Here is a 14718-nt window from a genome sequence, read left to right on the forward strand (position 1 = left end):
GAACACATAACCACACCTAAATACAGCAAAAATAAGCGTTCAGACTCTCTTCACTGACACGCAAAGTTAGCTGTTCTTCCATCTTATCGTGAATTTTACATTGATTCGCGAGGGTCAAATGCGTATCTTTGCAAGAGATAAATTTTCCCTCTTGAGTTATGCAGTCACCATTAATTATTGCTATTTCCGGCGCTTCGGGCTCTGGTAAGTCACTTTTTACAGAAAATCTGTTAAATGCATTTAGCGCGCAAGGCCGCCCTGTACAGGTACTTCGCGAAGATCATTACTATCGCGCACAAGATCACTTGCCCATGGAAGCCCGCGAGAAGAATAACTACGATCACCCAAATGCATTTGAGCACGAACTACTCAAAGCGCATTTACAAGCGTTGCGTAAAGGCGAACCCATTCATTATCCGCATTATTGCTTTAAAACGCATACCCGGTTACCCGATACTGAAAGGCTTAATCCTGCTCCAGTAATAATTCTTGAAGGTATTATGCTACTAGCAAGACCTGAATTACTGCCGCTTTACGACGTCAAGATTTTTGTCGACACACCACTCGATATTTGCTTAATGCGCAGAATGATGCGAGATGTGAAAGAAAGAGGCAGAACCATGGAATCCATCGCCAAGCAGTATGAAGCGACCGTGAAGCCCATGTATCATCAGTTTATTGAACCCAGCCGATTCACAGCGGATGTGGTTGTCACCCAAGGTGGCAAAAACCAAATAGCCCTGGATGTGATCAAGTCACACATACAACAGGCATTACAATAACAAAGGAAAATCAATATGGTGAGTTTACTGGGCATCGTGCTTTTGCTCGGCATTGCGTTCCTGCTGTCCTCAAATCGTAATAAGATTAACTGGCGCACGGTAGGCGGAGCATTTGCAATTCAGGCGTTAATAGGCGCCTTCATTCTTTACTTCGAGCCTGGTATTCAGATGCTGCTGGCGATGACTGAGTTCGTCGGTGACATAATCGGTTACAGCCAACAAGGTATCGATTTTGTTTTCGGTGCTGTGGGCAATAAATCTCTCGGCTTTATTTTTGCTTTTAATGTGCTGCCGGTCATCATCTTTTTCTCCTCCTTAATTGCCGTACTTTACTATCTCGGCATTATGAACTGGGTTATTCGCCTCATTGGCGGCTTTTTACAAAAAGTACTCAACACCAGTCGTCCAGAATCGATGTCTGCCGCGGCCAATATTTTTGTTGGCCAGACAGAAGCGCCGCTGGTTGTTCGCCCGTTTATACCGCACATGACGCGTTCTGAATTGTTCGCTGTAATGGTAGGCGGACTCGCGTCTATCGCCGGGTCGGTTATGGCGGGTTATGCCGGGATGGGCGTAGAGTTAAAGTACCTGCTTGCTGCTAGCTTCATGGCAGCGCCGGGTGGACTGTTAATGGCAAAAATTATGTTGCCCGAAACAGAAAGTGCTAAAGACGACCTTAAAGATATTGATGCGTCTGAAACCAGCTATGCGAATGTTTTCGATGCAGCCGCCAGTGGCGCAGCTTCAGGCTTACAGCTGGCTTTAAACGTGGGTGCTATGCTGTTGGCTTTCGTCGCGCTGATTGCCATGCTTAACGGCCTGATTGGCTGGGCCGGCGCACTATTTGGGTATGAAGATGTCACTTTCCAGGGCATTCTCGGCTATGTGCTTCAGCCGCTTGCATGGGCAATTGGTGTACCGTGGAACGAAGCGCAGCTTGCTGGAAGTTTTATCGGTCAAAAGTTCGTGGTAAATGAGTTCGTTGCCTACCTTGACTTCCTTCAGCATCAACAAGAGCTCTCTGAAGTATCACAGGCTATTATTACTTTTGCGCTTTGTGGCTTCGCTAACTTTTCATCTATCGCTATTTTAATGGGTGGCATTGGCGCCATGGCGCCCACAAGACGAAAAGAAATTGCGCAATTAGGACTGAAGGCCATCTTTGCCGCCACCTTGTCCAACTTGCTGAGCGCCTCGTTGGCCGGTTTCTACCTTTCACTAGGCTAATACGACAGAAAATCTGAAGAAGTGAGCAGTGCTCACTTTTTTAGCACTATAAATCAGACTAACTGGTCAGCTTTTGTAACGAAAACTGGCCATAGATAAGGCCCGGAATTGACTTATGTCAACCGCATAACCTTTTCGGAAAGGCCGGTATTACCTATAATTCGGCATTCATTTTTTTGAGGGTATCGTAATGCAATTAGAAGCTGTTGATTATCAGGCTCCCAATGCCCAGGAAGCGTTTGTGGAATCACTACGCGAAACCGGATTTGGTGTACTGAAAAACCACCCAATCAGCCAGGCAATGGTTACCGGAATTTACCAGAACTGGCAGACATTCTTCGATAATGAAGACAAGAATAATTATGTTTATAACAAAGGGACGCAGGATGGCTTTTTTCCGCAAAGCGTTTCTGAAGTTGCCAAGGGCTTCACTAAAAAAGACATAAAAGAATATTACCACTTCTACCCGTGGGGTCAGTGCCCAGAAGCGCTGCGTCCACAACTGGCTGAATACTATGACAAAGCCAACGATCTGGCTCGCGAATTGTTAGGCTGGATTGAAGATCATTCTCCAGAAGATGTCAGTAAACTCTACAGTCAGCCATTGTCGAATATGATAAAAGACAGCGATCAAACGCTACTGCGTGTACTGCACTATCCACCGCTGCAAGGCGATGAAGAACCTGATGCGATTCGTGCTGCCGCCCATGAAGATATTAACCTTATTACCATTCTGCCGGCAGCGAACGAGCCTGGTCTGCAGGTAAAAGGCAAAGACGGCAATTGGATCGACGTGCCCTGCGACTTCGGTAACCTGATAGTTAACATTGGAGATATGTTGCAGGAGGCTTCTGGTCATTACTTCCCATCAACCACACACCGGGTAATTAACCCTGCGGGCACCGATGTGACTAAATCACGGATCTCACTGCCGCTGTTTCTGCATCCGCGACCTGATGTTGTGCTGTCAGAACGTCACACGGCGAAATCCTACCTGCATGAGCGCCTGAAAGAACTGGGCGTGATCTAAAGGGCACTTTGCAAACTGGGCAATTTGCTCAAATAACGCTTCTCATCGTGGCGGCCTGGTGCAAACCGGGCTGCCAACTTTATATACGTTGCCGCCTTATCAATTTCACCCAACTCGAAATACGTTTTACCCAAGCCAAAAAGTATTTCATGGCGCTGCCGATTTAAACGCATAGCGCGGGAATAATGCTTTAACGCCAATTCCGACTCCCCCAACTCGTACGCTTCTTCGCCAAGCATAAAATGATAAAACGGATTGTTATCGCGTTTGGCTTTCAGCGTTGTCATTATTTCTTCAGCGTCGCTATTTTTGCCTTGCAGTTCGTAAAGCAGCGCCAAGTTTTCCCACGCCGTAAAATTCTCTTCGTCTAAGGCTATGGCCTGCTGATAACTCGCTTCAGCAGCCCGATAAGCGCCTGCACGTCGATAAAGCACACCGAGATTAGCCCAAGTACCACCGAACCCCGGATACACTGTAGCCGCCTCAGAAAAATAACGATAAGCCAATGATTCATCACCAACCAGTAGCGCATCCGCTCCCTTGTTGTTATAGAACATCGCAAGAATCTTTTGCTTACTGACCTGAATGCGAGGGAAACGTTGTCGAATCGTTTGTGGATCGAAATCTACATCGACATAATTTTTAGAAGGTACTGTTTTACGGATCCCTGTAGGCACTGTAATGCGTAAATTGACATGACCATTAAGTAAGCTGGTGCCTTCCCGTCGAACCCAGTATTCCGGAATTTTGACTTCATATAAAGTAGGATAGAAGCCTGCAAACTCGGCCATGGCAAACGCCATAATAGTCAGTGACAGACAATTGGCCTCGCGGTTCGCAAAGGTATCTGCAGCAACCGTATTGGCATTGGTGAGATAGCGTATGCCCGCCTGCTCTTCATCAAAAAAGGCCTGTACCAGCCCGCGAATATTCTCCAATTGTTTTTTATTGGCATTTTGTGAGTTTATAACGAATTGCTGTGCTTCCGGGCTGAGTGAAAACACCTGCTCTGCAGTTTCAATTGCATGATTTTGGGCGTGCGGGAAATACCCATCTTTCAAGAGTGCCTGTTGGTCAACTGTAGATAGGCGCCCTGCAGTGCAGCCGCTAATTAAAAGTAAAAGGCCGGTCACTAAAATAGCTTTTAAAACTTCAAACATAATTGCTACCTTTATTCTCGAGCACTCAGTAAGTATAACCAGTCAGAGAATAATTAACATATTTATTACATTAAGCCTAAAAAATGCCTTTCACTGGTCATATCCTGATTTTTTTCATTCATATCTAACTGGCCACCTTTACAACGGCCGCCAAAGCTGTGCATATTTTAAACTTGAAACTCACATTCTCACCGAGGGACGAGATGAAGCGCGTTGTGTTTAATCAAAAAGGGGGCGTGGGCAAATCCACTATCAGCACGAATCTGGCTGCTGAAAGTGCCCGCAATGGCCTTCGCACGTTACTGGTAGACCTAGATGCGCAAGGCAACAGCACACACTATTGTGGAATAGACATTAACGATGATGGTGTGACGGTGGCTGATATGTTCAAACAGGTAGTTGGATGGTTTTCTAAACCTCAACCTCCCTCGGCATTTGTGCGTCCAACCGCATTCGAAAACTTATATGTTCTGCCAGCTCATCCAAGCCTGACAGAGCTAGAACGGGAACTTGAAACCCGCTACAAAATGTTCAAGTTGAAAGAGACCTTACAGGCACTCGAAGCAGACTTTGACCGGGTTTACATTGATACCCCGCCAAACTTTAATTTTTATTCAAAGGCTGCACTGATTGCCGCCGACAGTTTCGTTATCCCTTTCGACTGTGACGATTTTTCCGTGCAAGCGATAGATCGCTTACTTGATAATGTTCTTGAACTCCGTTCTGACCATAACCCGGAATTGCAATTAGAAGGCATTATCATCAATCAATTCAACCCACAGGCAAAACTCCCCACGACTTTGATTGACTTGTTAAAGGAGAAATCCCTGCCTGTCATGGAAAGTAAGATAAATAGCACGGTAAAGGTGAAGGAATCGCATTCTAAACGCGTGCCATTACCCTTTTATGCACCGTCTCACAAAGTCAGTCAGCAACTCGCTGCACTGTGGAAGGAGCTAGAACACGTAGATTAAACTATGTATTAGTTCAGGCCGCCGAAGATCCGAGGCGTTAGGCAAACTTTTCAGGCAAACTTTTCAGGCAAACTATCGTAGATAATGTTAGCGCGGCTTTCCCGACTTTTAGATGCGCACCATTTCAACACAACAATATTCTGGAGGTATTATGCCAACCATACATCAGTATCTACACTGTCCATTCTGTGTTCGCGCCGATATGGCAGCCAATTACTTTGGTATTGAGCATAAGAAAAATTACCTGCTTAATGACGATGCGGAGACCTGCGACAGACTTATTGGCGCGAAAATGGTGCCGATCCTAGAATTCGATGACGGTACCGCCATGGGTGAGAGTTTAGATATCGTTGCCAAACTTGAAGCAATGGCACCAGAAGATAAAAAACTGCTGCCTAAGGTCGAACCGGAGAAATATACCCGTCATCTCGATAATGTCAGTGGTGAAATCAATGGCTTGCTGTTTCCCCGCAATGTTATGATTAAGCAGCCTGAATTTGCCACTGAATCAGCAAAAGATTATTTCCGAACAAAAAAAGAAAAGACGCTCGGCATGTCTTTTGATGAAGCATTCTCGAATTCCACCAGTTACAAAGAGCGTGTTGAAGCTGCACTTGCTGAAATGCCTGTGCCGCCGCTCCCTGCGCAGCAAATGAATCAGCTAGGCTGGAACGACATTATGGTATTTCCAATTTTGCGTAACCTGACTATGGTTAAAGACATCAACTTCCCGGATGCACTAGACCAATATGTTCATGCTGTAGCGGATTTAACAAAAATTCAGCTCTACACAGACGTCGCGGTTTAAACGGCGACAGTAATTAAACACTCAGTTCAGGCAGAGTAGATTCTGCCTTTCATGAGAAGAGGAGGTACGTGTTTGTACAATAAGAAGACTTCCCGAACCCTGCAAGACTGCAATGTTCTCATTGTCGACGACCAGACGGCCAGCAGACTCATCATGACGACGCTGTTGGAGCCGCTGTTTACTTGTCACTCGGTAGATAGTGCGTCGGAGGCTATAGAATTTTGCCGTGAGACACCGCCTGATTTGGTGCTCATGGATGTTTATATGCCCGATATGGATGGCCATGAAGCCTGCATTATACTTAGCAACGACTCCCGTACCGAGGATATTCCGGTAGTATTCGTTACGGCATCAATATCTGATGAAGAGCAAGAAAAGTGCTGGAATGCTGGCGGCGCGGATTTTGTGCAAAAGCCGGTTAACGCCACCACGCTGATTAATCGTGTAAAATTTCACTTAAGCAGTAAGCTCAAAACTGATTTACTTGAACAGCTTATTTATACCGACAGACTTACAGGTTGTTTTAACCGTCACTACCTAGAAGAGCATCTTCCACAAATGGTGAAGGATGCAGAGCGGGAAAATCAGGCACTTTCTGTCGCAATCTTCGATGCGGATCTGTTCAAGCAATTTAATGATCATTATGGGCATATCAAAGGTGACTCCTGCTTGTGGAAAATTGCTAAATCGCTACAAGAATCCCTATTACGGCCTCGTGATAAACTCATTCGCGTAGGCGGTGAAGAATTCCTCATCCTTCTTCCCCATACCAGCGAACATGGAGCGCGTACGGTTTGCGAGCGCATCTTGCAAACCATTTCACACCAGTATATTGAACACTCTGCGTCTCCCACCGGTTACCTTACTGTCAGCGCTGGCGCAGCCACCTACCACCCCAACACCGATACCAGTATTGATAAAGCGCTCATGGACGCCGACAAGTGCCTGTATCACGCTAAAGCAAATGGGCGAAATTCTTATGCTTTCATTGATGAACATGGCGACATGCTAGTAGGCGCAGGATAGGATGACAGAATTAGCGGTTCTCGATGCAGAGCAAGCGTTATATCGGTTAGGGAATCATCACGTATTGTATTCACGTTTGCTGGCGTTGTTCGAACAACAAGCCGGAGAACTGCTGGCACAGCTTGAGAACAATCAACCTATTACGGTGTTAAGCGCACACACGCTCAAAGGCTCAGCAGCAGAGATCGGTGCTGAGAATTTACGTAACGTCATGCAACACACTGAAGAAGACTTAAAGGCGAACAAGGCTTTAAGTTCGCAGCAACTTGCGCAAATTAAAGAGGCGCTCACTTTGACTCAGCAAGCTGTTATTACCTATCAACACAGATAAATGCTTAGTGTACATTAAGCTCTGAGTTTGACCTGTGTATCTAAGCGGCGCGAATTTTTCACTTCGCTGCAAATCTCCACCAGCTTTTCAAATGAATCAGGCTTAGCGATGAGATACCCCTGGAAATAGCGACAACCCAACCCGGCCAATTTGTTCAATTGTGCTTCGGTTTCAATGCCTTCTGCAACAACGTGGTATTGACAAATCCCAGCAATAGATACGATTGCATCAACAATTACAGCACTCTTCTCATTGTCTAGCGTCCATACAAAACTGCGATCGATCTTAATTTCATCAATAGGCATGTTTAACAAATGCTGAAGCGACGCATGACCAGTACCAAAGTCATCTAAGGACAGTTGTACGCCAAGATCGCGAATTGCCTGAATAGACTCAAAACAAATACCATTTACATCCAGAAAGAAGGTTTCCGTTACTTCCAGGCACAGTTGTGACGGGGTGATATGGTATCGTGTGATGAGGCACCTCAGCTCTTCAGCGAATTCAATATCCATGAGCTCCCGGGACGAAATATTCACTGCCATGACAAAGTCTTTTTGATTCAACTTCTGTAAGGCTTTCATGGCCTCCTCCAGCACCCACAGATCGATCTCCCTTATCAAACCAGCCTGTTCGGCCACCCGCACATACACTTCCGGAGAGAAACTCTTAAGCGGTAAATGGGAAGTACGCAATAGTGCCTCAGCACCACAAATACGCTGTTCTGCCGCGTCATAAATAGGCATAAATGCTAAGTGAAACGCTTTTTGCTTGAGGGCAATTCTGAGTTCTTGTTCGACAAACCGTGCCTGACGCCATGCCTTTCGTAACTCTGGATGATAAAGCTTGTAACTAGCTTCACCTTCATTAATAGCATCGATGGCAATCGTGCTTTGGGCAAGCAATGCCTCCATGGTCATGCCCTTCTCTCCTTTGGCAATCCCCATTTTCAGGTCCAGTCGCAGGTGCCCTAGTGACTCCATTTTGATGCCTTTTTTGGATGCTGAAATGAGCTTGCCAAACAACGACTCATCGCAAGCACCTCCAATCAACAGAATGTTTTCGTCTTGCAGCTTCACCATTAATAGTCGCGCCCCTTGCTCTGAGGTGAAGGGTTGAAACGTTTGCTGAATAAGACTGAAGACGGTTTGTCTGGAAAACTCTTTTTGTAATGAGAAGAAGTTATTTACCCGAATATTAATCACGGTTACGGGTAACGTCAGTTTCCCAGGATATAAGCGACGCAGTCCACTCATATTCATCATGCCCGTTTCAGGGTCGGTATCGCTCTGTACACTGAGCTGATGCACCTCCGCACGTTTCATTAACAGGTAATGGGTGAGAAAAACAAGCATGGCCGTAGGCCAAACTAACGCCAGAATGAGGTTCACTGAACCGGGGGAAACTAAGTGCTGATTGAACATCAACCGATCAATAGTGACTTCATACCGGCCTGGTTGCAATTCAGCAGAACTTTCCAGATATAAAGACAATCCAGTTACGCTCGATAGGTCAGACGCCTCCAGCGCGGTGGATATATCAAACTGTTCGTTCCACCAGCTATCTGGCACAACACGTTCCCGAGGCAGTAATTGCGGTGTATTGGACATAAAGTGCGCCGACTCATAACGAATGGATCGCAAACCATTAAGCTGTCCCATCGAATTATGGCGAGCAAGATGAAAAGTAAGGGTAACCGGAATGTTTACCAGCACACCATCTCGGCTCGCAGACACACTAGCATTAATGGTTTCAAGATTAGCAAAAGACGGAAGCGCATCGATGGAAGCCGAACTGGCGGCTTTTACAAAATCAAATTCCAATCCGCATTTCTCATTAGGCAGAACACTTTGAATGGCACAGCTCAGTATGATGCTACCATTTTGATCCACTTCAAATTGGCTTCCCGCCCGATAGCCGGTCACATCAATACTTTCCTCTTCCGTCAGCATATTAAATTCGCTGTTGTTAAATGAGGAGTAGTTAAAGACGATCAGCAAAAGGCTAATTAGCGCCAACACTAAGAATGCATAGCGATAGAAAAGCAGTGACGTAGCTTTAAATTGTAGAAAGGGCGACGAACTGAAAACCATTTCCTTTAGAATTTCTCGGTAGTATTTAAAAAAACCAATGCAAATTGGTAAGGATCTATGATTCTACTGAGGTAATTTTTTTATAAAGTATGATTTTCAATAAGTTGTTATTCGCGACTAGACGAGGAATTAGCCTTTAGTCTAATTTAAAGGGAGATTTATTAATGACTATAGTCAGTTACGAAAACCTGTACTTTTGCGCGCTATAGACACGAATGACAAAAAATTTAGTAATTTAGACAGTTAACTTTGGATATAACGAAAAAGATCAATGAAACCAACACCCTAAACGGGTTGATTTATAATCAGACGATAAGTTTTTATTTAAAGCACTTGCGGACGCAAGAAGAAGAATGGTGCCCAGGGGCGGACTTGAACCGCCACGCCCGTTAGAGCACTAGCACCTGAAGCTAGCGTGTCTACCAATTTCACCACCTGGGCATTACTTACGATACTTGGTTTGTTTCTAAACCCCGTCTCGTTGTGGGTGCGCAATTTACGGATATTCGATGCACTTGTCAATCAACAAATTCAACTTTTTTCCATTTTTTTGCAAGAAACTGCCTGAGTGTGCATTAAGTCGCCAATAGCGATATTTTTTGCGCGATTCAGCGCCTGATTTTGCGCAAACCAGAGTTGCATGGTTGCCATGGCGTCGTCTAACGCATTATGAGCGGGCGCAGCAGGAAGGCCCATGCGCTGACGACAAACAGATAAATTCGCACTGTTTGATGGCAGTACCTCATGGTGCTTTTTCAATTGGTACACAGCTACCTTTAATGTATCGAGCACGACAATGTCTGGGCAAACGATGCCCGTATTATTAAATACCCGTTTTAATATTCCAAGATCCAACGCCGCATTATGACAAAGCCATAGATGCGTCTCGGCAAATGGCACCAGTTCAGCCAGCACGTCGCGAATATGCATACCCTCGGTGAGCGCTTCCTCGGTGAGACCATGGATAACCGGGCTCTGCGCCAAATCACCGGACGTTCTAATCACGTGATAGCCGCAGCGTTCGATATTGATACTGTTGTCGCCCCCCTCTACCCAGCCAATAGAGGTTACCTTCGCCTCTGCAATGTCTAAAGACGTGAGTTCCAAATCTACTGCCAATAGCGGCGTATCGCGAATAAGCTTTTCTGCCCAGCCTTCAGGAAGCGCGGGCGTGCCACTCAGCCAACGTTTTAACTTTGCAAACATAAACCTAGCTCATACCACCTGAAAAATTCATCACTGCGCCTTGCTGCGCTCTGTCGATAGCTTTGAAGGCAGCTTTTAACTGATGTCGTTCAATAGAAGATAATTCTGAGACCGATACCCTGTTGTCTGTTACGTTGTTGGTAAGCTGATGACGCCAGCGCAGGCGATTGAGGAACAACCAAATATCCCGCAGATTCTGCGCGTCTTTGGTGGAGAGCCCTGAACCTGACGGCAACGCTGCTAGTCGTGCCAGTGTGGACGGCATAGCCAGACCATTTGCCAACGCATAGATACGTGCCAGATTATTGATAATTGCAATCGCTTTAACTTTCAGGTCGATAAGATCTTTCTGCTCATAGCCTTTTTCATACACAAACTTCTGGAACACAGAAAGGGGAATGCCTATATCATTATTGTGGCGCGCCAATGCGGCCAGAAACATTTTCTGTTTCAGCAATGGCCCGCGAGCGAGTTGCATGCGCCGGAACAGATCAAGATCTCCGGCTGCACAGCGGGCATCCAGGAAAATATTAAAATGCATGATCGCCATGGGCGTAGGTTGCCTCACCCATTCCCTCGCCTCAGCCTGGGCCTCTTCGATGGATAAGCGCAATTCTGGGTTTGAGGCCATAATATTGCCGTCGCACAATTTAATGCCGCACTTCGCCAAACCATTACATACATACTCGGCCATCTCAGCAAAATAGCGGGCTTCTGACTCGTTGGGTGTTCTCTCCATGAGTAAGCCGTTATCCTGATCGGAACCCATGGTCTGGTCTTCCCTTGCCTGCGACCCATAAACCACCCAGCTATATTTCATCGGCTCGGCCCCATGCTCCCGCTGAAAAAAATGGATGAGTTTGCGGGTCATGACATCCGTGGCCTGCGACAGCACTTTTCCGGCAATATCAAAATCGCCCGGGCGTTTGGCATGAGAAGCAAAATAATGCGGCATTTGCCAGGAAAGGCGGGTAAGCTCGTATAGGTTTTCTGCTTTAGCAAGCTCACCGATAATGTAAAGTACATTGCCCCGTTGGTGTCTTACCACGTCAGACGCCGTAATCATGCCCATGGGTTGACGACTGTGACGGTCGATGACAGGCAGGTGATGAATGTTACGCTCGCTCATCATAGACATAGCATCAAACATAGTGCGGTACTGATGAATCATAGCCGGGCCTTCAGTCATAATGGCCGATACAGGCAGCGACAACGCTGTCCCTTTTGCTACCACACGGTTTCTGAGATCCCGGTCGGTCACTATTCCCACCAGCTTATCTTCGCGGGTGATCAACAGCGACGACACTTTATTCTCTGACATAATTTGTGCGGCCTGCTGTATGGTGACGTCTTCCGAGGCCTGCACCGGCGCATGGTCAATCACTTCGTGAACCGGCTTGTACAGCCACATAGAGTTGGAATCTACCACGGCCTGGTTCTGCAATGCGTCAGTGCGGGAGCCATGAAAGAAGTCAGCAATTGCAGGATAACTGCATGCTTGCTCAAAGGCGTTAGCGGTAAAACAGTAAACCAAGCCTGGTTTGTCTACGGTGACTTCAAGCTGATAATCCACTTTGTCGAGCAAGGCGTGATAGCCAAAGTAATCGCCTTCACTAAGATACCTTTCACTCTGCCCTGAGTCTTTCACCGAGAACTGTCCGTTCTGAATAAGGAAAAGCCGTCCTGCGTTTTCCTTCAGTAACGATGATTTATTGTCATCAGTAAGATAAATTAAATTAGCCTGTTTAGCTAAAGCAGTCATTTCGTCGTCGTTCAGTTGATCGAACGGCGCTGACGTTTTTAGAAAATCAATTACCTGCTGGGGTACGACACTCATTGAAAATCCCTCCCAATAAAAAAGAGCCCACCTTCACAGGTGAGCTCTATTCACTGTCGTTATTTAACGCGTATTGTCAAACTTAGTGACCTGAGGCTTCACCCGCACCTTTAGGGAAACGGATACTTTCAACCATATCCTGAATTTCCTGAGGCGCTTCACCTGTCATCTTGTACACAACGAATGCCACTACAAAGTTAACCATCATTCCCATGGTACCAATACCTTCAGGTGAGATACCGAACCACCAGTTATCAGGCGTATTCGCAGCAGGGTTCACAAACTTGAAGTAAATGATGTAGGCCGCGGTGAAAGCAATACCTGCAATCATACCGGAAATCGCACCTTTACCATTCATACGCTTGCTGAAGATACCCATGATAATTGCAGGGAAGAAACTCGATGCCGCCAGACCGAAGGCAAAGGCCACCACCTGCGCCACAAACCCGGGCGGATTAATACCGAAGTAGCCTGCAATCACGATGGCGACACCAGCCGCCAGTCGGGCATAGAACAGTTCTGCTTTATCGGTAATGTTCGGTGCAAAGTTACGTTTCAGCAAGTCGTGTGAAACCGAAGTTGAGATAACCAGCAGCAGACCCGCCGATGTTGACAATGCTGCAGCCACACCACCGGCAGCCACCAGTGCGATAACCCAGGCAGGCAGATTCGCAATTTCAGGGTTAGCCAGTACCATAATGTCGCGATCGACATCTACTTCGTTAGCGCTAGCAGGATCAGACGCTTTACCCGCGCTGTAGTACATCTTGCCATCGTTGTTCTTATCATTAATGGTGATAAGACCGGTTTTCTCCCAGTTGCGGATCCATTCTGGACGCTCAGAGATCTCCGTACCCGCCATATCTGGGCCGTTAATGGTTTCAATCATGTTTACACGACCGAACGAAGCCAAAGCAGGAGCTGTAGTGTACAGAATAGCGATGAACAGTAGCGCCCAACCTGCAGACTTACGAGCGTCGCGTACTTTAGGTACGGTGAAGAAACGTACGATTACGTGAGGCAGACCAGCTGTACCTACCATCAGTGCAAAGGTGATGAAGAATACGTCAATCGTGCTCTTACTGCCGTTGGTGTATTCCGTAAAGCCGAGATCCACCGAGAGTTGGTCGAGCTTGTCGAGCATATATATCCCCGACCCGTCAGCCAGCGTCGCACCGAATGCAGTTTGTGGCAGAATGTGACCAGTAACCATCATGGAAATGAACACACAAGGAACCAGATAAGCAAAAATCAGTACACAGTACTGGGCAACCTGGGTATAAGTGATACCTTTCATACCACCAAGTACGGTGTAGAAGAATACAATCGCCATACCGATAACCACACCGGTGACAATGTCGACTTCGAGGAAGCGGCTAAATACCACACCAACACCACGCATCTGGCCTGCTACATAGGTGAAGCAAACGAAGATGGCACAGAATACCGCCACGGTACGGGCAGTCTGTGAATAGTAGCGGTCACCAATGAAATCCGGTACAGTGAACTTACCGAATTTACGCAGGTAAGGTGCCAGACAGAGCGCCAGCAGTACGTATCCACCGGTCCAGCCCATGAGGTAAACGGCACCGTCGTAACCCATAAAGGAAATCAGACCGGCCATAGAGATAAACGATGCGGCAGACATCCAGTCGGCGGCCGTTGCCATACCGTTCATAACGGGAGGTACGCCACCACCTGCAACGTAGAAATCGGTAGTCGAGCCAGCACGGGCCCAAATAGCAATTGCAATGTAGAGCGCGAAGGACGCACCTACGATGATAAAGGTCAGTAATTGAACATCCATGGGCCTACTCCTCGTCTACGCCGTATTTTTTGTCGAGCGCGTTCATCTTTGCCATGTACACAAAAATGAGAACCACGAACACGTAAATGGAACCCTGTTGCGCAAACCAGAAGCCCAGCTTAAATCCAAAGAATCGGATTTCGTTAAGTGCATCGACGAACAATATGCCTGCGCCGAAAGATACTACGAACCAAACTACCAACAATTTGGCTAGGAGGGAGAGGTTCTCCTTCCAATATGCCGCTTTGTCGTCATCATTTTTAAATGCCATCTTTCCGTCCTCACTGTCAGGTTAAGTGGATGTTTTATTTTTACATTTATCTAACGACCAGGTTTTTGTGTGATCTCAGTAACGTTTTTATTGTTTACTTTTTTTAGGAAACCACGCAAAAACCCTGTCGCACCTTGGTTTTTACATACTCTAGTCGCGGCTAGGC

At 46.6% G+C, this 14718-nt stretch carries 13 protein-coding genes and 1 tRNA gene; 7 read left to right on the forward strand and 7 right to left on the reverse strand.

Translation table 11 applies throughout. From position 1 onward, the window contains the following. The first annotated feature begins 158 nt into the window (after positions 1 to 158). The 3 genes from udk to ACXAFQ_RS11260 all read left to right on the forward strand — a co-directional run bounded on the left by udk (position 159) and on the right by ACXAFQ_RS11260 (position 3039). Positions 159 to 782 carry a uridine kinase gene (udk, locus tag ACXAFQ_RS11250; RefSeq protein ID WP_070125475.1) on the forward strand — a complete coding sequence of 208 codons (624 nt, stop codon included), beginning with the start codon at positions 159 to 161 and terminating at the stop codon, positions 780 to 782. Between the two features lie 15 nt (positions 783 to 797). After that, positions 798 to 2009 (forward strand): NupC/NupG family nucleoside CNT transporter, encoded by a 1212-nt coding sequence (locus ACXAFQ_RS11255; RefSeq protein ID WP_070125476.1) that lies wholly within the window; start codon positions 798 to 800, stop codon positions 2007 to 2009. Positions 2010 to 2199: 190 nt separating this feature from the next. After that, positions 2200 to 3039, forward strand: a complete 840-nt coding sequence (locus ACXAFQ_RS11260) for an isopenicillin N synthase family dioxygenase (RefSeq protein WP_474821753.1) — start codon at positions 2200 to 2202, stop codon at positions 3037 to 3039. Here ACXAFQ_RS11260 and ACXAFQ_RS11265 read toward each other — a convergent pair. Next, positions 3036 to 4199, reverse strand: coding sequence for a tetratricopeptide repeat protein (locus ACXAFQ_RS11265; RefSeq protein WP_474821755.1), 1164 nt, complete (start codon positions 4197 to 4199; stop codon positions 3036 to 3038). The genes ACXAFQ_RS11260 and ACXAFQ_RS11265 overlap by 4 nt on opposite strands. A gap of 215 nt (positions 4200 to 4414) precedes the next feature. On the opposite strand from ACXAFQ_RS11265, the gene ACXAFQ_RS11270 reads away from it, so the two are divergent. The 4 genes from ACXAFQ_RS11270 to ACXAFQ_RS11285 all read left to right on the forward strand — a co-directional run bounded on the left by ACXAFQ_RS11270 (position 4415) and on the right by ACXAFQ_RS11285 (position 7338). After that, a complete protein-coding gene (locus ACXAFQ_RS11270; RefSeq protein ID WP_474821760.1) occupies positions 4415 to 5173 on the forward strand; it encodes a ParA family protein in 759 nt (252 codons plus the stop codon). Between the two features lie 151 nt (positions 5174 to 5324). Next, positions 5325 to 5981: a glutaredoxin 2 gene (gene grxB, locus ACXAFQ_RS11275; protein WP_474821764.1), complete on the forward strand. Its 657-nt coding sequence runs from the start codon at positions 5325 to 5327 to the stop codon at positions 5979 to 5981. Between the two features lie 72 nt (positions 5982 to 6053). Continuing rightward, a complete protein-coding gene (locus ACXAFQ_RS11280) occupies positions 6054 to 7007 on the forward strand; it encodes a GGDEF domain-containing response regulator (RefSeq protein WP_474821768.1) in 954 nt (317 codons plus the stop codon). 1 nt (position 7008) lies between these two features. Beyond that, positions 7009 to 7338: an Hpt domain-containing protein gene (locus ACXAFQ_RS11285; protein ID WP_474821773.1), complete on the forward strand. Its 330-nt coding sequence runs from the start codon at positions 7009 to 7011 to the stop codon at positions 7336 to 7338. A 14-nt stretch (positions 7339 to 7352) separates the two neighbouring features. On the opposite strand, the gene ACXAFQ_RS11290 is transcribed toward ACXAFQ_RS11285, so the two are convergent. The 6 genes from ACXAFQ_RS11290 to ACXAFQ_RS11315 form a co-directional block, all read right to left on the reverse strand. Next, on the reverse strand, positions 7353 to 9290 hold the full coding sequence (locus ACXAFQ_RS11290) for an EAL domain-containing protein (protein WP_474821779.1): 1938 nt from the start codon (positions 9288 to 9290) through the stop codon (positions 7353 to 7355). Between the two features lie 495 nt (positions 9291 to 9785). Continuing rightward, a tRNA-Leu gene (locus ACXAFQ_RS11295) sits at positions 9786 to 9872 on the reverse strand. Between the two features lie 90 nt (positions 9873 to 9962). Continuing rightward, positions 9963 to 10637 (reverse strand): 3'-5' exonuclease, encoded by a 675-nt coding sequence (locus tag ACXAFQ_RS11300; protein ID WP_474821783.1) that lies wholly within the window; start codon positions 10635 to 10637, stop codon positions 9963 to 9965. Positions 10638 to 10641: 4 nt separating this feature from the next. Further along, positions 10642 to 12474 carry a DUF294 nucleotidyltransferase-like domain-containing protein gene (locus tag ACXAFQ_RS11305; RefSeq protein WP_474821787.1) on the reverse strand — a complete coding sequence of 611 codons (1833 nt, stop codon included), beginning with the start codon at positions 12472 to 12474 and terminating at the stop codon, positions 10642 to 10644. An 82-nt stretch (positions 12475 to 12556) separates the two neighbouring features. Then, a complete protein-coding gene (locus ACXAFQ_RS11310) occupies positions 12557 to 14281 on the reverse strand; it encodes a sodium:solute symporter family protein (RefSeq protein WP_474821789.1) in 1725 nt (574 codons plus the stop codon). A 4-nt stretch (positions 14282 to 14285) separates the two neighbouring features. Continuing rightward, positions 14286 to 14552 carry a DUF4212 domain-containing protein gene (locus ACXAFQ_RS11315; protein ID WP_070125486.1) on the reverse strand — a complete coding sequence of 89 codons (267 nt, stop codon included), beginning with the start codon at positions 14550 to 14552 and terminating at the stop codon, positions 14286 to 14288. Positions 14553 to 14718 lie beyond the last annotated feature (166 nt).

This window comes from Alteromonas sp. ABH2_165 (assembly GCF_056159945.1).

What these genes read in the sequence shown, in the direction of transcription:
- udk (WP_070125475.1), top strand. Translation starts at nt 159, where the DNA reads ATGCAGTCACCATTAATTATTGCTATTTCCGGCGCTTCGGGCTCTGGT.
- ACXAFQ_RS11255 (WP_070125476.1), top strand. Translation starts at nt 798, where the DNA reads ATGGTGAGTTTACTGGGCATCGTGCTTTTGCTCGGCATTGCGTTCCTG.
- ACXAFQ_RS11260 (WP_474821753.1), top strand. Translation starts at nt 2,200, where the DNA reads ATGCAATTAGAAGCTGTTGATTATCAGGCTCCCAATGCCCAGGAAGCG.
- ACXAFQ_RS11265 (WP_474821755.1), bottom strand. Translation starts at nt 4,199, where the DNA reads ATGTTTGAAGTTTTAAAAGCTATTTTAGTGACCGGCCTTTTACTTTTA.
- grxB (WP_474821764.1), top strand. Translation starts at nt 5,325, where the DNA reads ATGCCAACCATACATCAGTATCTACACTGTCCATTCTGTGTTCGCGCC.
- ACXAFQ_RS11285 (WP_474821773.1), top strand. Translation starts at nt 7,009, where the DNA reads ATGACAGAATTAGCGGTTCTCGATGCAGAGCAAGCGTTATATCGGTTA.
- ACXAFQ_RS11290 (WP_474821779.1), bottom strand. Translation starts at nt 9,290, where the DNA reads ATGCTGACGGAAGAGGAAAGTATTGATGTGACCGGCTATCGGGCGGGA.
- ACXAFQ_RS11300 (WP_474821783.1), bottom strand. Translation starts at nt 10,637, where the DNA reads ATGTTTGCAAAGTTAAAACGTTGGCTGAGTGGCACGCCCGCGCTTCCT.
- ACXAFQ_RS11305 (WP_474821787.1), bottom strand. Translation starts at nt 12,474, where the DNA reads ATGAGTGTCGTACCCCAGCAGGTAATTGATTTTCTAAAAACGTCAGCG.
- ACXAFQ_RS11310 (WP_474821789.1), bottom strand. Translation starts at nt 14,281, where the DNA reads ATGGATGTTCAATTACTGACCTTTATCATCGTAGGTGCGTCCTTCGCG.
- ACXAFQ_RS11315 (WP_070125486.1), bottom strand. Translation starts at nt 14,552, where the DNA reads ATGGCATTTAAAAATGATGACGACAAAGCGGCATATTGGAAGGAGAAC.